The 23,641-nt window shown below is 30.6% G+C and carries 19 protein-coding genes; 15 read left to right on the top strand and 4 right to left on the bottom strand.

What is annotated here, in order from left to right:
- Positions 1–552: 552 nt before the first annotated feature.
- The 4 genes from K8354_RS06095 (at position 553) to K8354_RS06080 (ending at position 5,343) form a co-directional block, all read left to right on the top strand.
- Positions 553–1,590: a virulence RhuM family protein gene (locus tag K8354_RS06095; RefSeq protein WP_223446329.1), complete on the top strand. Its 1,038-nt coding sequence runs from the start codon at positions 553–555 to the stop codon at positions 1,588–1,590.
- A gap of 1 nt (position 1,591) precedes the next feature.
- Positions 1,592–3,535 (top strand): DEAD/DEAH box helicase, encoded by a 1,944-nt coding sequence (locus K8354_RS06090; RefSeq protein WP_223446327.1) that lies wholly within the window; start codon positions 1,592–1,594, stop codon positions 3,533–3,535.
- On the top strand, positions 3,528–4,718 hold the full coding sequence (locus tag K8354_RS06085; RefSeq protein ID WP_223446325.1) for a GIY-YIG nuclease family protein: 1,191 nt from the start codon (positions 3,528–3,530) through the stop codon (positions 4,716–4,718). Before K8354_RS06090 ends, K8354_RS06085 begins: the two co-directional genes overlap by 8 nt.
- Positions 4,719–4,779: 61 nt before the next feature.
- Positions 4,780–5,343, top strand: a complete 564-nt coding sequence (locus tag K8354_RS06080; RefSeq protein WP_223446323.1) for a hypothetical protein — start codon at positions 4,780–4,782, stop codon at positions 5,341–5,343.
- A 255-nt stretch (positions 5,344–5,598) separates the two neighbouring features.
- On the opposite strand, the gene K8354_RS06075 is transcribed toward K8354_RS06080, so the two are convergent.
- A complete protein-coding gene (locus K8354_RS06075) occupies positions 5,599–6,171 on the bottom strand; it encodes a hypothetical protein (protein ID WP_223446321.1) in 573 nt (190 codons plus the stop codon).
- A 31-nt stretch (positions 6,172–6,202) separates the two neighbouring features.
- Positions 6,203–7,246: a WD40/YVTN/BNR-like repeat-containing protein gene (locus tag K8354_RS06070; RefSeq protein WP_223446319.1), complete on the bottom strand. Its 1,044-nt coding sequence runs from the start codon at positions 7,244–7,246 to the stop codon at positions 6,203–6,205.
- 216 nt (positions 7,247–7,462) lie between these two features.
- Here K8354_RS06070 and K8354_RS06065 point away from each other — a divergent pair, with 216 nt between their 5' ends.
- A complete protein-coding gene (locus K8354_RS06065) occupies positions 7,463–8,431 on the top strand; it encodes a patatin-like phospholipase family protein (protein WP_223446316.1) in 969 nt (322 codons plus the stop codon).
- Positions 8,432–8,563: 132 nt separating this feature from the next.
- On the opposite strand, the gene K8354_RS06060 is transcribed toward K8354_RS06065, so the two are convergent.
- Both K8354_RS06060 and K8354_RS06055 read right to left on the bottom strand, forming a co-directional pair.
- Positions 8,564–10,024 carry a GFO_1087 family putative carboxy terminal peptidase gene (locus K8354_RS06060; RefSeq protein WP_223446314.1) on the bottom strand — a complete coding sequence of 487 codons (1,461 nt, stop codon included), beginning with the start codon at positions 10,022–10,024 and terminating at the stop codon, positions 8,564–8,566.
- A gap of 1 nt (position 10,025) precedes the next feature.
- Complete coding sequence (locus K8354_RS06055) at positions 10,026–11,480, bottom strand: S41 family peptidase (RefSeq protein WP_223446312.1); 1,455 nt, start codon at positions 11,478–11,480, stop codon at positions 10,026–10,028.
- A 155-nt stretch (positions 11,481–11,635) separates the two neighbouring features.
- Here K8354_RS06055 and K8354_RS06050 point away from each other — a divergent pair, with 155 nt between their 5' ends.
- From K8354_RS06050 to K8354_RS06005, 10 genes are all read left to right on the top strand, one after another.
- On the top strand, positions 11,636–12,145 hold the full coding sequence (locus K8354_RS06050) for a GFO_1088 family ECF-type sigma factor (protein ID WP_223446310.1): 510 nt from the start codon (positions 11,636–11,638) through the stop codon (positions 12,143–12,145).
- Positions 12,132–12,566: a PG0215 family putative anti-sigma factor gene (locus tag K8354_RS06045; RefSeq protein ID WP_223446308.1), complete on the top strand. Its 435-nt coding sequence runs from the start codon at positions 12,132–12,134 to the stop codon at positions 12,564–12,566. The genes K8354_RS06050 and K8354_RS06045 overlap by 14 nt, the downstream gene beginning before the upstream one ends.
- A 43-nt stretch (positions 12,567–12,609) precedes the next feature.
- The gene (locus K8354_RS06040) at positions 12,610–13,122 is read left to right on the top strand and encodes a GFO_1090 family protein (RefSeq protein WP_223446306.1); all 513 of its coding nucleotides are present in this window, start codon (positions 12,610–12,612) and stop codon (positions 13,120–13,122) included.
- A gap of 66 nt (positions 13,123–13,188) precedes the next feature.
- Positions 13,189–13,731 (top strand): GFO_1091 family lipoprotein, encoded by a 543-nt coding sequence (locus K8354_RS06035; RefSeq protein WP_223446304.1) that lies wholly within the window; start codon positions 13,189–13,191, stop codon positions 13,729–13,731.
- Positions 13,732–13,926: 195 nt separating this feature from the next.
- The gene (locus K8354_RS06030; protein ID WP_223446302.1) at positions 13,927–16,368 is read left to right on the top strand and encodes a M1 family metallopeptidase; all 2,442 of its coding nucleotides are present in this window, start codon (positions 13,927–13,929) and stop codon (positions 16,366–16,368) included.
- A 675-nt stretch (positions 16,369–17,043) separates the two neighbouring features.
- Positions 17,044–17,643: a DUF6642 family protein gene (locus tag K8354_RS06025; protein WP_223446300.1), complete on the top strand. Its 600-nt coding sequence runs from the start codon at positions 17,044–17,046 to the stop codon at positions 17,641–17,643.
- Between the two features lie 70 nt (positions 17,644–17,713).
- On the top strand, positions 17,714–18,256 hold the full coding sequence (locus K8354_RS06020; protein WP_223446298.1) for a pyridoxamine 5'-phosphate oxidase family protein: 543 nt from the start codon (positions 17,714–17,716) through the stop codon (positions 18,254–18,256).
- Between the two features lie 523 nt (positions 18,257–18,779).
- Positions 18,780–20,342, top strand: coding sequence for an AAA family ATPase (locus K8354_RS06015; RefSeq protein WP_223446296.1), 1,563 nt, complete (start codon positions 18,780–18,782; stop codon positions 20,340–20,342).
- A 10-nt stretch (positions 20,343–20,352) separates the two neighbouring features.
- Positions 20,353–21,429 (top strand): hypothetical protein, encoded by a 1,077-nt coding sequence (locus K8354_RS06010; RefSeq protein WP_223446294.1) that lies wholly within the window; start codon positions 20,353–20,355, stop codon positions 21,427–21,429.
- Positions 21,430–21,786: 357 nt separating this feature from the next.
- Positions 21,787–23,151 (top strand): hypothetical protein, encoded by a 1,365-nt coding sequence (locus K8354_RS06005; protein ID WP_223446292.1) that lies wholly within the window; start codon positions 21,787–21,789, stop codon positions 23,149–23,151.
- The last annotated feature ends 490 nt before the right edge of the window (positions 23,152–23,641 follow it).

Below are 23,641 nucleotides of genomic sequence, written 5' to 3'. Positions count from 1 at the left end.
GAAAAGTAAAAAAGAAAGAGATATAAATGCTTTATATATTTTTAAAAATGAATAAAACTCGCTTAAGCAAGGTTTAAATTAAAACATAAATACTTGTTAAACAGTTGTTAACAAGTATTAAGCAAGGTTTAGATCGGAATAAGCAAGATTTAAAACGATGCTTAAAAAAGAGAATATTGTCTAAAAAAAAATAAATGAAAAACAAATTTTAAAATAAAAACACATAAACAACTATAAATGAGCGTTTTGTTTATTTTTAGTTTATTTTTCGTGAAATAAACAAGATAAACAATGCGCTTCAATCACTAAAAAAACAAGGTATTATAGTTGTTGAAGGTAAATTATGGAAAATGTCTAAACAAGATTAGTTAGACATTTTTTAGACAAAATTTAGACATTTTAAGACAAAATCTAACTACTTAACAATTGTTAACCACTATAAAACAAGAGGTTAAAAGAATATAATTCAGATATTTTAGATAAACTTTAGACATTTATGCCAGACATCGTACACGTAAAATACCAACAAACAGGAAAAAGTAAAAGTACCTAATGCAAAACAAAGACCAAGAAAACAACTTACAACCCATCAACAACTTTGTCATTTTTACAACCGAAAATGGCAAGGTAAATATTGATGTTTATTTTAAGGATGACACCCTTTGGCTCACCCAAAAAAAAATAGCTGAGTTGTTTCAAAAGGGGCGATCAACCATTACCGAGCATCTTAAAAACCTGTTTGAAAGTGAAGAATTAGAGGAAAAAGTGGTGTGTCGGTATTTCCGACATACCACTCAACACGGTGCTATTGAAGGATTAACACAAAATAAAGACATCAAACATTACAATTTAAGAGCCATAACAGCAGTTGGCTATAAAGTAAACTCGCACAGAGCCATAGCGTTTAGAAAATGGGCAACAGAGGTGTTGCATCAATACATCATAAAGGGTTTTGCCATGGATGATGAACGTTTAAAACAAGGCAAACATTTTGGTAAAGATTATTTTGATGAACTTTTAGAGCGCATTCGTGAAATTCGGTTAAGTGAAAGACGCTTGTATCAAAAAATTACAGATATTTATGCGCTTTCAGCAGATTACGATAATCAAACGGCTATTACTAAGCACTTTTTTGCAAGTGTACAAAACAAATTACATTGGGCAATTACAGGTAAGACCGCTGCCGAAATTATTTATACAGAAGCCGATGCTACCAAAATTTTTATGGGTTTAAAAAACTGGAAACAAGCCCCAAATGGCAAAATTTTAAAAAGTGATGTCACAGTTGCCAAAAATTATTTAAATAAACAACATATAAAATCTTTAGAACGTATAGTTACAGCCTATTTAGATTTAGCTGAAAGTAGAGCCCAAAACAGGCGTGTTATGAATATGCAAGATTGGGAGCAATTTTTAACCCAGTTTTTAGAATTAGCAGATTATCCTATTCTAAAAGATAAAGGAAAAATAAGCATGCTAGAAGCTAAAATAAAAGCCGAAGGAGAATACGATAAATTTAGAGTCATACAGGATGAAACTTATATTTCAGATTTTGATAAAGAAATAAAAAAGCTTAAAAAGAAAAAATAACATGCCAGATATCGTACACGTAAAATACCAACAAACAGGAAAAAGTAAAAGTACCAACGAATATGGTATGCGAGAAATGCAACAAAAAGCATTTGAGGCTCGTACTGCTCAATATTTATTAATTAAAGCACCACCAGCTTCTGGTAAATCGCGTGCCTTAATGTTTATTGGTTTAGATAAACTCATAAATCAAGGCGTTAAAAAAGTAATCGTTGCAGTTCCTGAAAGGTCTATTGGTAGTTCATTTGCAAAAACAGAATTGCAGCAATTTGGTTTTTTTGCAGATTGGGAACCTAATCCAAGATATAATTTATGTACGCCTGGTGTAGAAAAAAGCAAAGTAACTGCATTTCTAAATTTTTTAGAAAGTAATGAAAAAATACTCATCTGTACACACGCTACCTTACGTTTTGCTTTTGATGCCATAGACGAAAAACAACTCAATGATTGTTTATTGGCAATAGATGAGTTTCATCACGTATCTGTAGATGGCGATAATAAATTGGGATTGGTTTTAAGCAGTGTCATGGAAAAATCAACTGCGCACGTTGTAGCCATGACGGGCTCTTTTTTTAGAGGAGATTCCGTGCCTATTTTATTGCCAGAAGATGAAGCAAAGTTTACAAAAGTTAAGTACGATTATTACCAGCAATTAAACGGCTATAATTATTTAAAATCTTTAGGTATTGGGTATCACTTTTATCAAGGTCGATACACCGCTGCTATTCACGAAGTATTAGATGAAAATAAAAAAACAATTGTTCATATTCCAAGTGTAAATGCAGGCGAATCTGAAAAAGATAAATATGAAGAAGTCAATAGAATTGTAGATAGTTTAGGGGATTTAGAGTATCAAGACCCAGATACAGGAGTTTTATATGTTATAAGTAGGTCTACAGGTAAAACTTTAAAGATTGCCGATTTAGTTCACGACAATCAAAAAGATAGAGATAAAATACAAGAGTATTTGCGCAATATTTCAAGTGTTGATGATATTGATATTATCATCGCATTAGGTATGGCGAAAGAAGGTTTTGATTGGCCCTATTGCGAACACGCTTTAACGGTTGGTTATAGAGGTTCATTAACAGAAATTATTCAAATTATAGGCAGAGCCACAAGAGATAGCGAAAACAAATCGCATTCACAATTTACCAATTTAATTGCACAACCAGATGCAGAAGATGATTTGGTAAAACTATCGGTAAACAACATGTTAAAAGCGATTACAGCATCCTTATTAATGGAACAAGTATTAGCGCCTAACTTTAAATTTAAACCAAAATATTTAGAAGAACATGAGGAAAATGAAGTACATGAAGAAGGGGCGGAATATCTTACAATTAATGGTTTTAAATTACCCAGTTCACAAAGAGCGAAAGCTATTATTGAGAGTGATATTAATGACCTCAAAGCAAAAATAATGCAAGATAATACCATGCTAAAGGCAATGCCTGGTAATGTAGATCCTGAAGTTATTAATAAAGTCTTGATACCAAAAATTATTAAAGAAACCTATCCAGACTTATCAGATGAAGATGTAGAAGCTGTACGTCAACACGTGGTAGTAGATTCAGTAACAAAAGGTTCTACTATTGAAACACAAGGTGACAAACGTTTTATTAGATACGCAGGAGGTTTTGTAAATATTGATGAATTGAATATCGATTTAATAGATACCATCAACCCATTTCAAAAAGCATTTGAAGTCTTATCTAAATCGGTAACAGCATCAGTATTTAAAGCAATTCAAGAAACTATTGATGCTACAAGAATAACAATGACCGATGAAGAAGCCATTATATTATGGCCTAAAATAAAAAACTGGATAGCAAAAACAGGCGAACAACCAAGCATTCAATCTTTCGACCCACAAGAAAGACGTTTAGCAGAGGCAATCATATTTTTAAAAGAGCAAAAGCGTAAAGCCCAAGCAAATGAGTAAAAAGAAAACATTAGCAGATATATTTAATGATGATGAGTTTGGAATTTTAGATGCTAAACCCCAAAATTCTAGCATAAAATCAGAAGATGAACGCTTAATTGAATCGTTCCAAGAAATTAATGCATTTTTTGAAAAGAATAATCGTGAACCAGAAGCAACCAATGTAACCGAATTTAAATTATTAGCAAGATTAAAAGCATTAAGAAAAGATGCTAAAAAAGTTGAGATATTAAAGTCTTATGATTCTAATAATCTTTTAAACACAAAAGCAGCAATAAAATCGGTAGTAGATATTTTAAATGATGACGATTTAGGCATATTAGATACAGATGAAACGTTATCTATATTTAAGTTGAAGCATGTGCAGCCTGCTTCTGAAAGAGCAGAAACAGATTTTACAGCAAGAAGAAAACCAATAAGCGATACCGATTTTGCCATTTATGAAACACAGTTTAAAAAAGTACATAAAGAATTAAGAGAAGGTAAACGTAAATTAAAAGAATTTAAAGACGTAGAGCAAAATCTTTACAAAGGAAATTATTATGTTGTAGATGGTATTTTATTATACTTAGAAGATGATGGTCTGAAAAAGCGAAAACTAGGCGATAGTGAAAGAAAAGATGGAAGAACAACAATCATTTTCGAGAATGGCACAAAAAGTAATATGTACTATCGTTCACTTTCCAAATCATTATATAACAATGGTAGTATCGTTTCATACACAGATAAAGAATCAGAGGAAGAGCTATTTAAAAATGTAAATATTGTTAGTGCAGAAGACGTTCAAACAGGTTGGATCTATGTATTAAGGTCAAAATCTACCAATCCAGAAATTGCATCAATTAATGATTTATATAAAATTGGCTTTTCATCTGTTGATGTAAAGGAACGTATTAAAAATGCTTCTAAAGAATCTACTTATTTATATGCAGATGTTCATTTGCTTGATAAGTATGCTTGTTATAATATGGATGCACAAAAGTTTGAACATTTAATACATCGCTTCTTTGCAGATGTTTGTTTAAATATTGATGTTTTTGATGATAAAGGTAAAAGAATAACACCCAGAGAATGGTTTGTTGCACCAAGACCAATTATTGATAAAGTAGTTATATTAATTTTATCAGGTGATATTTTAAAATTTAAATATGATAGTGTTCATATGGTTTTGAAGGAAAAATAACTATTGTTAATGATAAAGAAATTAAAAACTTTTATTATCGGGTAAATAATTAAATACTATTATGTCAGTTGAAGATAAAGCACCAAGAAAAAGAATAGAGTTTCGCGATAAAAATATTCGTGTTTCAAGAACAGGCGGTGTAGCAGCAACAAAAACGGTTTCTAAAGACGGGTATAGTGCTACCATAAATACGAATCACGGTGTAAGACTTCATAAAAGACTTTTTAAAGGTGCTAGAATGGGGTTTCAAAATGGTAATTTTCAATTTATTGGTAGATATCATAGCGGTCCTTTAAATTTTAATATTTCTAAAAATGGTGTTAGCACTTCTGTTAAAAATAAAAGAGGTGCTTATAATGTATTAAAACCTAATTATTCCAGTTTTAAATTGGGAGGCGTTCAGGTAAGAGGTAAAAATGCAGCGATACTTCAAATCAGTTATATCATCTTTATTTTAACGCTTAATTTCGTTAAATTTATGTGGTACGCTACTATTTCAATACTGTGGTTTGTGTTTTTAATCGTAAAATGGTTTGTAGATTTTATAATAGGTTTCTACAAAGGTTTTAAGAACAAAGACCCCAATACATCATCAACAAACTCACAACCCCAAAGTAGCCATTAGTAATAAAAAAAAATGGTATGTACCTTGTATCAATTACCAAATTGAACAAATTCTTGCAAAAGGTTATGCACAAAGCCGAAGGTCAGTTTGGTGATTGGTGTGCTTAGTTTTCAAAATTTGGTGAATAGTTTTGAAAATTAGAATTAACACAGAAACCGAATACATACCGAAAAAAATGACAGGGAGGTCTCTCCACAAGGTCGAGATGACAATTGGAAAGGTCGAAATGACAAAAAGATTTCTCCACTTTTGAAATTATTTTTTAAGTTTGATGTTTTCTATCAGTGAAAATGCGCTGCAAAAACGTTTATTGACTAAAGAATCTCCATAAATTTCAGTTTTTGCTAAAATAAAATTTTGTTCATTTAGTTTTATAAAGATATTACAAATTTGATAGGAAAAGTCTCCTTTTCTACCTTTATATCTATTTAAAATAGACGGTTTATCAAGAAATATAAATTCTTTCGATTTTATTTTGATTAAGTTTTTAGACAAATTTTCTTGTTCTTGAGAGATTAAAAAAGTTTCATCAAAATTGATATTCTTCTGAATAAAAGTAACATCTAATAAAACAGTTTCTGTCAATTGTTTTGTAGTATCTGCAGTAAAAATTGAAGACTGAATGTCATCTCGGTATAGGTTGATTTTCCAATCTTTTGGCAAATCAATCGAGAATACATTTTTAACGTCTTCTACCTTTTCTAAGTTTTTAAAAGCCGCAGTTTCACAATCAAAGGTTTTACTAATTTCTGATTTCTGATGGCAAGAATATAGCAGGAGTGAAGCGATAAAAATAAGAAAACAACTATTTTTAGAAATGTATATCATAGCTTTAATTGGATGATTAAAAATTGAAAACTTATTTTAAAGTGAGTTTCCCCATTTTTTGATTCCCGCTTAACCACGCGTTATGTTTGTCTGCAAACTGAATGGAATAATAAGCGTCTTTAGAAACTTCATTCCAAGAAATTCCTCCATCATTAGAAAAAGAAACACCCGTTACTCCAACCGCAAAAACTTCTTTTCCGTTGGTATTTGGCACATATTGCACACAGCTTTTATAATTTGGGTTTTGGTTATCTGCAACCAAAGTCCACGTTTTACCGCCATCTTTTGTAATGGCTTTATTCGCTTTGTTTTCAAGTGGTTTAGAATAATCACCTCCAACGATAATTCCGTTATTTTTATCAGCAAAATCTATAGCATAAATTCCTTGAGGCCCATTTCCTTGAATGAATGGTGTCTCAAAAATTTGCCAAGTTTCTCCAAAATTATCAGACTTTAAAATACGAGCTCTTTTTCCACCAGAAGCAATCCAGACGGTACTTCCCAATGTTTTAATATTTGTGTTGCTTGCGGCAAAAAAAGCTTCACCTTCTTTAAATTCAGGTAATGATGTACAACTAATTTTACGCCAAGATTCACCACCATCCGAAGTAATTATAATAGATGCACAATCTTCTGTAGGATCGCCAACCGCAATTCCGTGCAAACTATCATCAAAAAATTGTAAGGCATCATAAAATACTTTTTCGTGATTTTCTGTATACACCAACTCAGATTTTCCTTCGGTAATTTTATACAACAAAGCAGGATTTTCAATAGAGAGTGCAAAAAAAGCATTGCCATTTTTGGCAAAACTTCTAAAATGTGGACGTATGGAATCTTGATACCTAATGTAATCTTTAGACCAAGATTTGCCATCATTTTTGGTAAAACCAATATCCCCTTTAGAACCCGCATAATATACGGTTTCTGAATTAAGAACTTGCATAGCCCTAATACTTGTGCTATCTATTATAAACGGTAAAATCGTGATTGCCTCTAGATCTCTCGGTATATATTCTTTTGAACAAGAACTAATTAAAAGTGAAACAACAATTATCATTGATATTCTTTTCATTTTTGATATTTTTATAGGACTAAAATAAAGTTTTTTTGTGGATAATTACATCGAATAGAAATAAAGCTTCAGCAATATTTGATTCGTTTTGTTCAAAAATTATCATTAAAAATCAAAAAAAATATTTTAGAATCCTGCGAAAGCAGAAAAACAATTTAAAGAAACTGCAAGAAAAATTTGTGGTATTTTTTGGAAAACATAAATCATTTTTAGGGTATGAAAAAAGCGTTAGTAATTTCTGGTGGTGGGAGCAAAGGAGCCTTTGCAGGTGGTGTTGCCCAATACCTTATGAAAGAAGAAAATAGAAGGTATGATTTATTTTTAGGTACTTCTACGGGGAGTTTAATGGTTTCTCATTTGGCTTTAGGGAAGCTCGATGAACTAAAAGAAATTTACACAAACGTAAATCAAGAAACCATTTTTAGTAACAATCCTTTTCATATAAAAATGGTTGCTGGAGAAAAAGTTGTGAGTATTAATCATTTAAATACTTTGTGGAACTTTATAAACGGCAGAAAAACTTTTGGTGAGAGTAAAAACTTACGAAGTTTGATTAAAAATAAGGTTACCAAGAAAATGTTTGAAGAAATTAAAAAAAGTGATAAGGAAGTCGTGGTAACCGTTTCTAATTTAACAGCGAATCAAATTGAATACAAATCTAGTAGTGATTGTACTTACGAAGATTTTTGTGATTGGATCTGGGGTTCTTGCAACTATGTACCGTTTATGAGTTTGCTAGAAAAAGATCATTGCCAATATGCTGATGGTGGTTTTGGCTCTTTAGTACCTATTAGAGAGGCAATTTTAAGAGGCGCCACAGAAATTGATGCTATTATTTTAGAAACTGAAGTAACGCAAATTAATAGAATTCCTTCTAAAAACCCGTTTTCATTGCTCTTTGATGTTTTTAATTTTATGTTGAATCACGTAGAAAGACATAACATTACCATCGGTAAATTAGCTGCAACAAATAAAAATGTAAAATTAAATTTATATTATACACCAACAGTTTTAACAACCAACTCATTGATTTTTGATGAAAAATTGATGACTAAATGGTGGAAGTCTGGTTTTAAATATGCCAAATCACAACGAGAAGAAGTAATGAGCGAGTTTAGACCTGATATTTTAACCGATCAAGAAATTGAAGAGGGTATAAAGGATATTGATCATTTAAATATCTAGCCATGTTTTGTTAACATCGAGAAAAATTATGCTGTTTTTAAAATTTTAAGAATTAACCCTAATTTAATTTTATACTGTCGTGTACATAAATGGAATTATTTTTTGATTTAATTATTAAATTTATGTGGGGCATCATTTAAAATCAACGAACATTCGATCACTTGCCGGAGTTGCGAATTTGGAGTTATAAACTTCCTTATAATCAGGTGCATTCTTTTTTGAAAATTTAATTTTTGCTCCGGTATTGATATATTCTAAAGTTGCATTTAGTAAAGGGTCAGAACGTTCCCCAAGAACTCCTAAATTACCATAATCTTCGCCCAATTCAAAGCCCGGAAAATTAGCACTTCCAGGAATAATACCTTCAGGATAATTTACATTGTCTTTATTACTAATTTCAAAAACTAAGGGTTGCATTGCATACAAATGATTTGTGCTCAAGTTGTTTCCGGTTCTTTGTAAATTATCAGAATCGTATAACGTAATAGACCCCACTTGCTTGCCTCTAGTTTTTTGGCCAATCAATCTCACATCAATATAGGAACTTAAAGCATTTATGACCAATTCAGATGCAGATGCAGAACCAATGGACGTAATAAAATAGATTTTGTTTAACTCCAAACTATAAATGCTTTCTTCTAAAATAACGCTACCAGTGGCATCTGTAGTTCTAATTTGATTCGTAAAATTATTCACAAATCGATCTGCGGGTAATGCGGCTCTAACTTTATCATTCCAAACTTCTTGAGAATACAATTGCCCCGTAAATTGACCTGTAACCATGCTACCTAAATAAATTGCGGTAGATGTAGAACCTCCTGGATTATATCTTAAATCGATGATTAATTCGTCTATGTTTTCGGCTTTAAAATTGGCAAAAACAGCATTTAATTGGGTATCGTAATTTCTTGCAAATTGATTGTATAGTAAATAGCCAATTTTTTTATTTCCATCAGAAATTACTTTTGATATCGCAATTGGGTTTTCTTGAATTTCCGTTTTTATCAAGGAAACTGAGGTTGAATTAAAAGTTGGGTTTCCATCGTTAAAATCGGCAAAACCAACCGTATAACTTGTATTGCTTCCGAACAATAAGCTTTGGTAATTGTTTAATGTTAATTGAGATCCGTCTATTTGATTAAAGATAGCGCCCCTTTTTATTCTTTGGTTGGCTGCATCTGAATTTGGAACCACATAACGCACATATCCAAAGAGATTGTCAGAGCCATCTCTATATTGCACCAAGCCAAACTCCATTCCGTTACTTACATTAATTCCTTGAAAAGAATTTTCTAAAGCAATATAATCGTCCACAATCCAAGAAAAACGATCTTCTGGTTTCTTTAATAAACTTTCAAAAACATCTTCTGGAGAAGAAAAGCCTCTAAAATTCGTATACAAATCATCAAAATTATCAAATCGATTATCAGCTAAATCCGGAACCTCTTTTTGCCATAAATAATATAAATTTAAACCTTTCCAAATAAAATAATGAATAGAATCATCTACTGTAGGCTCGATCTGTATACTTTCTTTTTTATTACAAGAAATAAAAAGGATTGTGGCGATTATAATTACGGTAATTTTTTTCATTCTAGTTTGTATTTGGCAAATTTTGTTCCATAAAAACTCTTTGATTCGTTATTCTTTGAGCATCAATACTATGATACAAGTATTCAAAATTGTTAGGATTACAAGGGGATGCAGAAGTTGCCGTTCCTGTTGAAATATAATTTAAAACACCATTTAAAATAGGATCTGTATTCTGTCCTAAAACACCTAAATTTAACGCATCTTCATGTTCACAAAGGCTTATATTTGGAGAAAAACCGCTTGCATACGTTTGGTCATCTTTATTTAAAAAATTTAAAACAACAGGCTGTAATGCAACTGTATGGGTATCGTTTTTTAAAGGAAAATTGTAATCAGGAGAATTATATAAGGTAATACTCCCTTCGTTATTTCCGGCAGTTTGATTACCAATAAGATGTACATTTATATGTGGCTTTAAACTGTTAATTAAAAGTTCAACCGCAGAAGAACCTTTAAAATTCTCTCCATTTAAAATAATGTACACGTCTGTCGTATTTAAACTGTTCATAGAAGCAGAACCACTTAATTCTTTCGGGAACAAAGTGAGTAAAGAATCAGGTTGGTTTTCTATAAACCAAGATTGTGCTTTTGCGTTCCATTGTTCTTTTATCAAAACTTCACTGGCAGTTTGCTCTGTAATCATTGAGGCTATTTGTGATATATTTTCCGCAGAACCACCACCCAAAATGCTATAACGAAGATCTAAAATTAATTTGTTAACAGATTGATCTTTAAAGTTTAAAAACGTATTATTTAAATCATTCATATAATTTTTAGAAAAATCATTCTGATACATTAAGTAACCAATATTATCAGCATCAAGAGTAATTATTTTTTCTAAAAGTGTTGGCGTATAGGTATAATTTTGTTTTTCTAAAACTACAGATTCTGAATTAGGAGTAATTACGGCACCATCAAAATTCGCCATTGCTATAATTAAAGAATTGGCCCCATTGGTTAAGATATTTTCAAAATTAGCTCGTGTTAATTGTTCCCCATTTATCGCATAAAAATAGTCACCTCTGTTAATGTTTTTATTAGATGCATCAGAATTTGGCAAAATATGAGATACATATCCTAAAACATTATCCGGGTTTGAAGGGTCTGCAATAATTCCGAATTCTAAACCATTGGTAAAAGTAGTTCTTGGAGCGGGTTCAGCAATTGTATTGAAATCTTCTATTAAAGTAGATTTTGTATCTGTTGAAATTAATAAGCTAGAAAATAAAGAATTATAACTCGGAAAGGTCGCTAAATAAGTGTTTAATTGCGGGTCAGAACTAAAACGAGTGTCCGCTAAATCTGGAACTTGATCTTGATGTAAATAGTAAGCATTTAAACCTTTCCAAACAAAATCTTGCAAAACTAAATCTTGCGGAACTTCATATTCTTTAGAACAACTAAACACTGTTGAAATGAATACAAATAAATAAATACCTTTTAAAAAAAATTTCATGTAAGACTGTCTAGAGATTATAACAAATTTAACGCAATTTAAACATATTTAGTATTTTATTGAAATTTAGATGTAACAAAATATATAATGTATCGTCGTAATGATGTAAACCTGATAAAAGAAATATAAAAATATCAGAAAAACAAACTCAACCAATGAACCAATCGGACTTTTTAAAAGTTGTTTTACCCTTTAAAGATAAGGTCTTTAGATTAGCAAAAAGATTGTTAGTTTCTAGAGAAGAAGCTGAAGATGCTACGCAAGAACTTATTTTAAAATTGTGGAGAAATAGAGAAAAAATAGCTGATTATAAAAATGTTGAAGCTTTTGCAATGACCATGACTAAAAACTATTGTTATGATAGATTAAAATCGAAACAAGCAAGTAATTTAACATTAGTACACAGTAATTATAAAGAGAAAGAAACGTCTTTAGATAAAAAGATGGAATATCAAGACAGTGTAAACCAAGTACATTTATTGATAGAAAAGTTACCCGAACAACAAAAAATTATTATTCAATTAAGAGATATTGAACAATATGATTTTGAAGAAATCTGTAAAATGGTAGATATGAAACCAACCGCAGTAAGAGTAGCATTATCTAGAGCAAGAAAAACAATAAGAGAGGCATTAATTAAAAAACACAACTATGGAGTTAGCTAACATAGAAAAATTAGTAGAAAAATACGAAAACGCAACAACTACGTTGCAAGAAGAAGCAATCCTAAAAAACTATTTTACGAAAGAGGACGTTGCCCCACACTTGCAAGAGTATAAGTTTATGTTTACTTATTTTGCTACTGCAAAAGATGAAACCTATACAAAAACCATTAAGTTAGAACCAAAGAAATCTAAAAAGAGAAACTTTAAATGGCTCGCTGTAGCAGCATCCGTAATGCTTTTGTTGAGCGTATTTGTTGGTAAAAATCAATATGACGAAGCGCAAGAAAGAAAAAAAGCAGAAATTATTTATGCGCAAGTAAGTAAAGGCTTAAAGTTGTTATCTACAAACTTAAACAAAGGTAAACAAGCTGTAGCTACTTTATATACGTATGAAAATACTGTAAATAAAATAATAGAATAAAAACCAAGTAAAAAAATAGTAAAACCAAGTAAATGTATAAATTATGAAAAAAATAATCTTATTAATAGCATTTGTAGTATCACCAATGATAACAAGTGCCCAGTCCTTTTTTGATGCCCTAGAAGATACAGATGGCGTAGATATGGTAGTCGTTACCAAAGATGCTTTTGAATTGATCTCTAAATTTAAAAATATAAAAATTGATGATAATGAAGGCATGAAAGTCTTTCAAATGATTCAAGATTTAAAAGAATTTAAAATGTTTTCTGCAAATGATGTTGCCGTTGCCAATAAAATGGAAACATTGGTAAATAATGCCATTAAAGAACATAACTTAACGCAATTAATGCGTATCAAAGAAAATGATTCTCGCATAAAAATATACGTAAAAGCAACTAAAAATAAAGACTATGTAAGTGAAGTTTTAATGTTTATTAAAGGTATTAGTAAAAAAACAAACAACGCTTCCGAATCGATGATTGTCTCTTTAACGGGTAACATAGACATTAATAAAATGTCTGAGTTAGCAGATACTTTTATCCAACAAAACAAGTAAGTAAAACCAAATAATTATAAAGTCGGGTTTTTTAAAACCTGACTTTTAATGCTTAAAACACCTATTATGAAAAAATTAACCACATTATTTTCCTTGATCTTTTTAGTGCTGCTAGCAAGTTCTTGTAAAAATGAAAAATCACTGCAAGCTTATTTAGTTGATACAAGCGGAAAAGAAGGTTTTTTTACAGGAGACTTGCCCATTAGTTCTGTATTAAGTCCAAAAGCTGATGTTTCAGACGAAGTAAAGGAAACTATTAAAAGTATCAAAAAAATTAACATTGCTTTTCTAAAAAAGACAGCAGAAAATGATGCGGCCTTCGAAACTGAAAAAGCAATCTTAAAAAACATCTTTAAGGATAATGATACCTATAAAAGCTTAATGTCTATGAAGGCAAAGGGCATGAACATCAAAGTATATTATACCGGAGAAACTGAATCTATAGAAGAAGTAATTGCTTTTGGATATAATAAAGATATTGGAGTAGGAGTTGCCAGATTATTAGGTGAACATATGAATCCTGCAAAAATTATGGAAGTAATGAATAGTATTAAGATGGATGCAGATAATGGAGCTTTAAGTAATTTTACAAATATGTTTAACGAGTAATAAATAATTCAATTTAGGTATTAAATCAAAAATATAATTTGATAGAAGCCGACATAAAATCATTTTAAAAGCTGTAATTTCTTTAGAGATTACAGCTTTCTTATGTTGTTTTGGTATGCTTTTTGAATTTAACGACCAATTAACAGCTTCTATCACCATATTTACTATTTTTGAAGCTGAAATAAAATGACATTTATGAACTTTCAAAAAATTGTATTTTTGGTTTTTATGGTATGGGCAACCATTGGTTTTGCTCAAATTCAGGGAAGCTACAAACCTGAAAGGGAAAAAATACATGATCTAATACATACAAAATTAAAAGTCGATTTTAATTTTAAAGATAAAACAATGAATGGGGAAGCCTGGATTACAGCAAAACCTCATTTTTATAGCACAAATAAAATTACCTTAGATGCCAAGTCGATGCTTATTCAGGCGGTTTCTATGAACAATCAAAAGTTACCATATACTTATGACGATTATGATCTGATCATTGACTTACCAAAAACTTATAGAAGAGACGAAGCATTTACTATTTACATCAAATATATTGCAAGACCAGAAAAAGTAAAAGACAAAGGAAGCCAGGCTATTACCGATGCAAAAGGATTGTATTTTATCAATTCAGATGGTATCGACAAAAATAAACCTACTCAAATCTGGACACAAGGTGAAACAGAGGCCAATAGTGCATGGTTCCCTACAATTGATGCTCCAAATCAAAAAACATCACAAGAAATTTATATCACAGTTCCGAAACAATACAAAACATTGTCAAACGGAACTTTGATATCACAAACAATCAACGGAGAAAACAGAACAGATTATTGGAAATTTAATCAAAAACACGCTCCTTATTTGTCTTTTATGGCGGTTGGCGAGTTTGAAATTATTCAGGATTCCTACAAAAATATTCCTGTAAATTATTATGTAGAAAAAAAATATGCACCGTATGCAAAAGAAATCTTTGGTGCAACACCAGAGATGATTGGTTTTTTTTCTGATCAATTAGGTATAGAATATCCTTGGGAAAAATATAGCCAAATTGTAGTAAGAGATTATGTTTCTGGCGCTATGGAAAACACCACAGCAGTGGTTCACGGAGAGCAAGCTTATCAAAAACCAGGACAATTAATAGATAAAAATGTTCAAGAAAACACGATTGCGCATGAAGTTTTTCATCATTGGTTTGGTAATTTGGTAACCTCAGAAAGTTGGTCTAATCTTACCTTAAACGAATCTTTTGCCAATTATAGCGAATATTTATGGCAAGCACACAAACACGGAAAAGTAGCAGCAGAAATGCATTATTTCGAGCAGGTTGAAGCTTACAAAAACGGACAAAATGAAAGCAAAAGTTTGGTGCGTTATGAATATGACGATCAAGAAGACATGTTCGATTTGGTGAGTTATAACAAAGGTGGCGCTATTTTGCACATGTTGCGAACCTATTTAGGTGATGAGGCTTTTTTCTTAGGATTAAAAACATATTTAACCAAATATAAGTACCAAACTGCAGAAGTGGATCAATTACGATTGGTTTTCGAGGAGTTAACAGGAAAAGATTTAAACTGGTTTTTTAACCAATGGTATTTTGGTGAAAATCATCCAAACATAGAAATCTCTTATGATTACAATACGCTGCAGAAAACAGTGACGGTAAATATTATTCAGTTGCAAGGTGCTACCTTTAAATTTCCTTTTGCGATCGATATTTTTGAAGGAAAAAACAAAACAAGACACCATGTTTTTGTAGAAGGTAATGATGCTTCTTTTACGTTTTCATATAACAGACAACCTGATTTAATTCAGGTGAATGCAGACAATATTTTAGTTTGTAATATTAACGAAAACAAAGTATTAAGCGATTATATTTTTCAACTTAAACATGCTGATAATTACGCACATAGAAGAGAGGCTTTGTTACAAATTGTTCAAAAACAAGATGATAAAGACGCTTTTAATGCGGTAGTTGCGGCTTTAGAAGATCCTTCTTATAAAATTAGAAAATTGGCATTAGCTCAAATAGATTTAATTAATAAATTTTCTAAAAAAGATGCAATTCGTAAAATTATGCAAATGGCAAATAATGATTCCAAAACCATTGTCCAGGCGGAAGCTTTAAATACATTAGGCAAACTAACGGATCCTGAATTGAAACCTATTTTTGCAAAAGCATTAGAAAGCAAATCGTATGCTGTTTTAGGGAAAGCACTGGTTTCTATGTATTATATTGATAAACCATCGGCAATTAAAAAATCGAAGGAATTACCCGATGAAGTGCGTAAAATTTTAGCAACACCTTTAACTAGAATTTTTATTGAAGAAAACGACGAATCTGAATTGCCTTTTATTGCTAAAACGGTGGTTACGGGTATGTTTTTAACCAATGATGATGCTACCAAAAAGTTGTATCAAAAAGCATTTAAGCAAATCTCTGAAAGCAACAACACAGAAGCTATTCAAAATGTGGTAGATGATATGATTGTTAAAGGAAAAGAATTTAAAGGTTTTAATTTTGACAAAGTGGTCATCAATTTAATGAGAAATATGGTGAACGATCAAAAGAAAGCCGATAAGCCGAATAGAGAAAGAAATATTGAAATTATTAAAACAGCCATGGCGAAGCTGTTGTAGTTTTTTGTTGATGCGACTCTTTAAATTTAACTGATAAGTCTCTCTAATCCAAAGCCTTATTAAAATTGACTTTATGTAATTTGCCAATTGGGATATTTAACATAAAAGAGGATTTTTAGCTATCCAATTTACGAAGTTAATTTGTATTATACTGTTTTACGTGGCGCCTGTCTTGAGCAAGGAACGAATCGAAGGGTTGCTTTGTTTTGGGTTAAAGCTTTATAAATTACAATCTTCTTTGTTTTTTTCTTTCTAAAAGTTTCTTTAAAAAATGTAATAGAAACGTTTTATTAGTTGAATGAAAACAAATGTTTCTGGGATATTAAACATAATACTACATTATAGCCATCATTTGTTTATTCCTTTAAATAGCTTTTAATTATGCATCATCCACTGGATAATCCCTAATTAAAAATGTACTATCATGTGCTGCGTGGCGCCTGTTCTGAGCGAGGAACGAGTAGAAGGGTTACTTTGCTTTGGGTTTAAGCGAGATTATTACTTCAACTTTTTTTTATTTTTTTCTTCCAAATTCTCTATTTCAAGTCAATTACGATGTGAGATTTAGGCTTTCAAAAAAAATTTTAGTTTCTATATTTTTAACATTTAGTAACTAAAAAAATAAAAGAGAACTATTATTTTTGTGTGTTATATACTTTCCATAAATATTGAAATTTGTTAGAGAAAAAACCTGAATTCCCACAAGGACAATTTATAGATATAGATAAATTCATTTACTGTTTAGAAGCCGTTGATGATATAGAAACGGACGATATTACCGAAGCACAAAAAAAATTAGAAGATTTAGCCATGCAATATGGTGTAGCTAGTATTTATAAAACATGCGACACCATTGAAGGTTTAGAATCTAGCTTAAATGCTTTGGTCTTGGATGATCATAATTTTAAAGATTATGAAATCATCTATTTGGTGATAAAAGGGGAAGCAAATAGTATTTGCCTAAATAACTATTACTATAGTTTGCAAGAAATTGCAGAAATTTTTGAAGGAAGATTAGAGGGAAAGATCTTACATTTTTCAAATGCAAAAGTGCTAGATTTAGATGAAGAAGAAGCACAATATTTTTTGGATATTACTGGCGCAAAAGGTATTTCTGGATACGGAAATGAATTTAATGGAATCACTAGCTCAAATCTTGATATCGCATTCTTTAATTTATTTAAAGAAGATGAAAATATGTTAGATGTTGTTGAAGAGTTGCACCAAAAATATTACAAAATCTGTAAACTACTTGATTTTAGATTGTATTATTGATGAATACTGATAATATCTTTTAACTCCCTTGTTTTTTAAGTATTTTTATGATGAATGAAAATCAATCCCATTGAAAAATCAATTCTTAGACGAAGCCAAGATAGAACTTATAAATGGACATGCTAAAAAGCGTCATCCGTTTCGTTATTTTACACTTGCTACTATTAAAAACGGCAAACCACGACAACGCACGGTGGTGTTGCGTAAAACATTAACAGACTTAAGCTTCGTTTTTTATACGGATAAAAGGACTCAAAAAATAGAAGATCTTCAACAGAATTCATCGTGTAGTGCCTTGTTTTACCATCCTAAAAAACTATTGCAATTACGTGTTTCCGGAACAGCCGAGTTAATTACAGACAAAGAACAAATTGCAACCTATTGGCATACTGTACAAGAAGCTTCTAAAAAAGATTATACGACAAAAATAGCTCCAGGAACTCTCATTAATAATCCTGATGCAATAGCATATACTTCAGAGGAAAATTATTTTTGTCCAGTTAAAATTATTCCTACTTCCATGGAGTATTTACGTTTAAAGCGACCAAATCATATAAGAGTGTTATTTACTAGAATCGATAAAGATTGGTCTGGTGAATTTTTAGTGCCGTAATTGTTTATTTTATGTTCATTTGGCAATCCAAGAGAATCTTTTAAAATATTTTATTACAAACCTATGATTCAAAATACGATTTTAAATCAGTATTAAAAGATTAGTTTCATTAAGTTTTGAAGTATAACCCGCAATTTCTTTTAACATCATTGTTTTAGAGTTACCTCTAAAGACATTTTAGCTGTAATTTTGTCAAATATCGCCCAAAAGCGCTATTCTTTTAACTGTTATAAAATGCCCAATAATGTTCTACGTGGCGCCTGTCCTGAGCGAGGAACGAGTCGAAGGGTTACTTTTCTTTGGTGAAAAGCGAGGTTATTCCTTCAACTTTTTCTTTTCTTTGTTTCTTTTCAAATGTTTCTTTAAAAATGTTTCTTTAAAAATGTAATGGAATACTCTTTTTACGAAACTAGCTTGTCTTGAGCTTAGTCGAAAGGATAGGAGAGTAGTGGAATGTGTGTGGAATAGAAATTTGTAGTTTATTCATTGTTATTAGTAATAATTATAATAAATTTACTTTTATATGAAAATAGGATTTAAAAATTTAAGAAGTCTTGTAGATACAGGAGACTTATCAATTAAACCACTTACAATATTATTAGGTCAAAATAGCTCTGGAAAAAGTACTTTTTTAAGAACTTTTCCATTATTAAAACAAAGTTTAGAAACTAGAACAACGGGACCACTTTTATGGTATGGAAGGTTTGTTGATTTTGGTGATTTTTCTATGGCTTTAAATGATAATAAAAAAAAGGACGATTTTATTGAATATTCATTTGATTTAGATTTTATTGATTCATCGAGGTCATCATTACGATATCGTAGAAAACATCCAATTGTTTCTTTAACTGAAAATATAACAAACTGTAGAGTTGCAATTCAAATTAAAGGAGATGAAAAAAATAAAACTTTTGCTTCTCAAATAGAAATGGATTTTAATGGTTTTAATTTAAAAGTCAATATTGGTAAAAATGATTCTTTGAATCAAATTCTAGTTTGTAATGTAGAAATTGTTAAACATGAAGATGCAATTGTTGTTAATTTAGGTAATAATTTTCTTCCTGAATTATTATATAAAGGTAAATTAGGTCATTACACTTTTGGCTCTGATATGTTCCTTGTAAAGCAAATTTATACTAAAATCAAAGAAATTTCTAGTAGAAATATAGCAGATAGTACTGTCCTTAAAATTATTAGTAAACTAAATTTATCTTCAAATAAAAAATTGTTTGAATCTATTGTTTCACAAAAAGAAATAAAAACTTTCTATAAGAATGTTAATAATTGGAATATTGAAGATTCTATATATAAGGAATTTAGAGCTTTACTTTTAGCAAGTATTGCTCCATCACTTATAGAGAGATGTAATGATTATATTAGTAACATGGCTTCTAATACTAGTTATATAGCGCCTTTAAGAGCTACTGCTGAAAGATATTATAGACCACAAGATTTGAATGTTGATGAAGTTGATTTCCAAGGTAAAAATTTAGCTCTCGTCTTAAAAAATTTAAGTTCAACTGAAAAAAATGAATTTGAAGAATGGTGTCTAAATACTTTTAATTTTTGTCCTAAAGCAAATATTTCAGGAGGAAATATGACTATCAATGTGAAATTCAAAAATGTAAAATCAGAACACAATATAGCAGATTTAGGTTTTGGATTTTCTCAGATACTTCCAATTATTACTCAAATTTGGACTGGTGTAATTAAAGGACAAAATGCTAGAAGAAGAAGAAGAGATAACATTGTTAAAATTTATGCTATAGAGCAACCCGAATTACATTTACACCCAACAATTCAAACCAAATTAATTGATGCAATAATTAGTGTTATTAATTATTGTAGTAAAAATGATTTATTAATATATTTTATTTTGGAAACCCATAGTGAAACTATTGTTAATACAATCGGAACAAGAATTTACAAAGAAAAAATAGCTAAAGAAAATATTAATATTATAATGTTTGATAAAATGTCTAATGAGTCAGTTTCTGAAGTTAAAGAAGTTAGCTATACAAATGATGGAACTCTGAAGAATTGGCCATTTGGATTCTTTGAAGAAGAGTGGGATTCAAATAATTAATATTTTTCTTATGATTATTAAACTTGACGATACTCTTATAAATTTTTGTGGTTTACAAAGCAATGACCAAAACGATTCACAAATATTTGAACTATTGGCTGATGTTAGAATTAGAGGTTTTCATTTTGTTATAGGAAGTAGAAAATTATTAAGATTGCTCGGGTCTTCAAAGTTCATTAGTGAAAAAGCAAAAAAATTATATCAAAAATTATATAATAATTATACAACGGAAATGGCCATAAGTGCTTCTGTAGATTTTACATTGAACATTATTGACAGTAAAAAAAGTAATACAACCAATGATATTTTTATAGATATACACGATTTAAACGATAATACTTTTCTTTTAAGAAACAAACTATTGTTAGAAAACACGGTTGATTCAAATATTTATAGTGAAATAATAAATAAATATATTACTCAAAACTCATTAAATGCTATCCAATATAATTGGGACGTTAGTATGGGCGGTGGAACTACAACTCATAATGAATTTAAAAGGATTACAAATGAAAATTTAACTTATACTTTATGTGTTTTGGATTCGGACAAAACTTCACCTCATTCAAATTTAGGGGGTACTGCTTTACAATTTATTACCAAACCAATTTTAACTGACTTTGGTGAATTCTATATTTTACCTGTCCATGAAATGGAAAATCTTTATCCGGTCGAAATAATTAGTGCAATATCAAATGGCATACCTAAATTTATTAAAAATAAAAAAATTATTAATAAATTAAGTACTAATAAAAATTGTGATTCTTTTTGTTACATAGACTTAAAGAAAGGCCTTAATATTTATACCCTTTATAATCTTAATGTAGATTGTAGGGATTATTGGATTAATATTTTTGATAAAATTGGGTATAACACTAAAAAATGTTCTTGTATTGATAAAAATTGTCGTCATTTTTTAATATATCCTTTTGGAAGAAATATAGCTGATGAAATAATAGATTTCGTAAGTAAAATAGGGGTAAATATTAAAGATTTATTAAACTCAATTTATGAGGAAATTTGGTTAGAAATAGGAAAATTATTATTCGAAAAATTTTGTTGTCCAAAATTCATTCCAAATATTTAAAAGTTTCTTTCTAAATAAAACATAATTTTTTATAAGCCTGATTAACTTTGGCTAAAATAATAGGCGAGTGAACGTAATATTTGAGAGAGTTAGTAAAACGTTACAAAATAGTAACGGATTATATGTCAAATATTGCCCAAAAGCGCTATTTCGCTAATCTTTTATTTGGTAATGTTCAGTATTCTTGATTCCAAGTTTTTGTGACAATTATAACATCCTCTTCAGTTTTATTAACGATTTTTCCTGTAATTTGCGCACTTATTTTAAACAATAACGGTAAAACGCACTTTGAAGGTTGATAACTTGCATCTAACCTAGCTCTTAAGCTTTCGCCCAACTTGAATGAACTCTAATCAAATGAGAATAACACCACTTTTAGTGATTCTGGCATTTCTTTCCTTTCATCATCCTGCAATCAGTCAAACATTAATTGATAATTACAGCCTTCCCAATAAACTGGGCGTTTTTATCGATGGCTGTGGAGGAGATCGAGCCTGTGATTTAGATTATATTAGATCGGAAATCACGGCGGTAGACTTCTACAGGGATAATCAAAAGGCTGATGTATTTCTGCTAATTAACAGAAACAGATCCGGTGGCGGTGGAAGACAATATCAATTGATTTTTATAGGTCAACAAAACATTCATGCAGGAAGAACAGATACGCTCTATGTAGATAATAAGCAGACAGACACGAACTTTGAAGTGCGGAAAAAACTAACCCGGTTTATCAAATTGGGATTAGCTCCCTATGTTGCGAAAACTAAAGCTGGGGAGGAGATCGAAATCAACATGAAGACGAACTCCGCCATTCTGGAAGACTCGACACAGGTAGTTGTTGATTCTTGGAATTACTGGGTTTTTAATTTGGGAAGTGATGCGAACATTGAAATAGAGGAGTTGAGCAGTGATATCAATATTGGTGGAAACATTAATATTAACCGTATTACGGATGAATGGAAAATATCTCTATCTGGGAGAATAGATGAAAGGCTGAGAAGAACGATTCAAAAAGTACCAAGAGTTGATGACAATGGCGATGCGGTTCTTAATGAAGATGGTAATCAGATTGTTGATGAAGTTGTGAATAATTTTGATGTATCAGAATTTGGATTTAGTCATCAGCTAGTGAGGTCTATTTCACCACAATGGTCTTATGGTTATGATATGGCAGGACGTCAGAACACCCGACTTAATTATCAGTTTCAGACCAGCTTCAGGCCAGCAGTAGAATACAATTTTTTTCCAGAATCTGTGCAGAATACCAAATTTCTAAGAGTAAACTATGGGGTTGAACTCAGGAATAATAGATATGTCGAAGAAACGATTAGCGGTGTTCTTAAAGAAACCAGGGTGCTCCAAAGTTTGAGAGCTAGCCTTGGACTAAATAAACGTTGGGGAAACCTTGAGGTGGGATATCGTTTGAGAAATTATCTAGATGATTTTAGCTCTTGGTCTACAGGTTTGAATATCAGAGCAGATGTCCGTGTTACCGGGAATTTATCTTTCTATGTAAGGGCAGAAGGCAATTATGTAAAGGACCAGATTTACTTGGCATCCGGAGACTTCACTGAACAGGATATATTGAGCGGGCGGGTAACGCTACCCTCAGCATATATCATCGATACCAGATTTGGTTTTAATTATCGGTTTGGTTCTAATCTAAATAACTTTGTGAATCGAAGATTTTTTGGAAGAGCCAATTTTGTTGGGAATGATTAATATATCATGCGTTGCAGTATAGGATTATACGAACTGAAATGCTATAGAATAAGAGCTTAGAATTTTATTTTTACTCACGTATATAATTATTTAAAAAAAAATAAAGGAGTTCGTGAATCTCGTAAAAACTCGATTTCATAAAATTTATGCTCTTGTGGTGAACTGACGAAAATGTCATAGAAAAAAATAATAAAGAATTATAGCTACCCAACAATATATATAACTGCATAGCCACAATTAGCTTGACATAATTACTATCGATATAAGTCTAAAGACGTTATATCTGTAATTATGTCAAATATCGCCCAAAAGCGCTATTTCGCTCATTGTTATAAAACGCCCTATAATTTATATTATGTAAAATAGAGTTTTAAAAACAGGCTGCACCATCTTAGATTGTCCTATATACTCCATTTAGTAAAGATGAAATTATTTTAACAACATAATAACGAATGCAACCTATCCCACTATTTCAATTAATACTACTTTT

The sequence above is a fragment of the Polaribacter litorisediminis genome (assembly GCF_019968605.1).
In the GTDB taxonomy this organism is placed as follows: domain Bacteria; phylum Bacteroidota; class Bacteroidia; order Flavobacteriales; family Flavobacteriaceae; genus Polaribacter; species Polaribacter litorisediminis.
Note: the sequence above shows the minus strand (reverse complement) of the source record. Positions and strands in the feature narration are given on the sequence as shown.

Bases quoted from the DNA above. Each gene is read 5' to 3' on its own strand.
- K8354_RS06095 (WP_223446329.1), top strand. From the start codon at position 553: ATGCAAAACAAAGACCAAGAAAACAACTTACAACCCATCAACAACTTT.
- K8354_RS06090 (WP_223446327.1), top strand. From the start codon at position 1,592: ATGCCAGATATCGTACACGTAAAATACCAACAAACAGGAAAAAGTAAA.
- K8354_RS06085 (WP_223446325.1), top strand. From the start codon at position 3,528: ATGAGTAAAAAGAAAACATTAGCAGATATATTTAATGATGATGAGTTT.
- K8354_RS06080 (WP_223446323.1), top strand. From the start codon at position 4,780: ATGTCAGTTGAAGATAAAGCACCAAGAAAAAGAATAGAGTTTCGCGAT.
- K8354_RS06075 (WP_223446321.1), bottom strand. From the start codon at position 6,171: ATGATATACATTTCTAAAAATAGTTGTTTTCTTATTTTTATCGCTTCA.
- K8354_RS06070 (WP_223446319.1), bottom strand. From the start codon at position 7,246: ATGAAAAGAATATCAATGATAATTGTTGTTTCACTTTTAATTAGTTCT.
- K8354_RS06065 (WP_223446316.1), top strand. From the start codon at position 7,463: ATGAAAAAAGCGTTAGTAATTTCTGGTGGTGGGAGCAAAGGAGCCTTT.
- K8354_RS06060 (WP_223446314.1), bottom strand. From the start codon at position 10,024: ATGAAAAAAATTACCGTAATTATAATCGCCACAATCCTTTTTATTTCT.
- K8354_RS06055 (WP_223446312.1), bottom strand. From the start codon at position 11,480: ATGAAATTTTTTTTAAAAGGTATTTATTTATTTGTATTCATTTCAACA.
- K8354_RS06050 (WP_223446310.1), top strand. From the start codon at position 11,636: ATGAACCAATCGGACTTTTTAAAAGTTGTTTTACCCTTTAAAGATAAG.
- K8354_RS06045 (WP_223446308.1), top strand. From the start codon at position 12,132: ATGGAGTTAGCTAACATAGAAAAATTAGTAGAAAAATACGAAAACGCA.
- K8354_RS06040 (WP_223446306.1), top strand. From the start codon at position 12,610: ATGAAAAAAATAATCTTATTAATAGCATTTGTAGTATCACCAATGATA.
- K8354_RS06035 (WP_223446304.1), top strand. From the start codon at position 13,189: ATGAAAAAATTAACCACATTATTTTCCTTGATCTTTTTAGTGCTGCTA.
- K8354_RS06030 (WP_223446302.1), top strand. From the start codon at position 13,927: ATGAACTTTCAAAAAATTGTATTTTTGGTTTTTATGGTATGGGCAACC.
- K8354_RS06015 (WP_223446296.1), top strand. From the start codon at position 18,780: ATGAAAATAGGATTTAAAAATTTAAGAAGTCTTGTAGATACAGGAGAC.
- K8354_RS06010 (WP_223446294.1), top strand. From the start codon at position 20,353: ATGATTATTAAACTTGACGATACTCTTATAAATTTTTGTGGTTTACAA.
- K8354_RS06005 (WP_223446292.1), top strand. From the start codon at position 21,787: ATGAGAATAACACCACTTTTAGTGATTCTGGCATTTCTTTCCTTTCAT.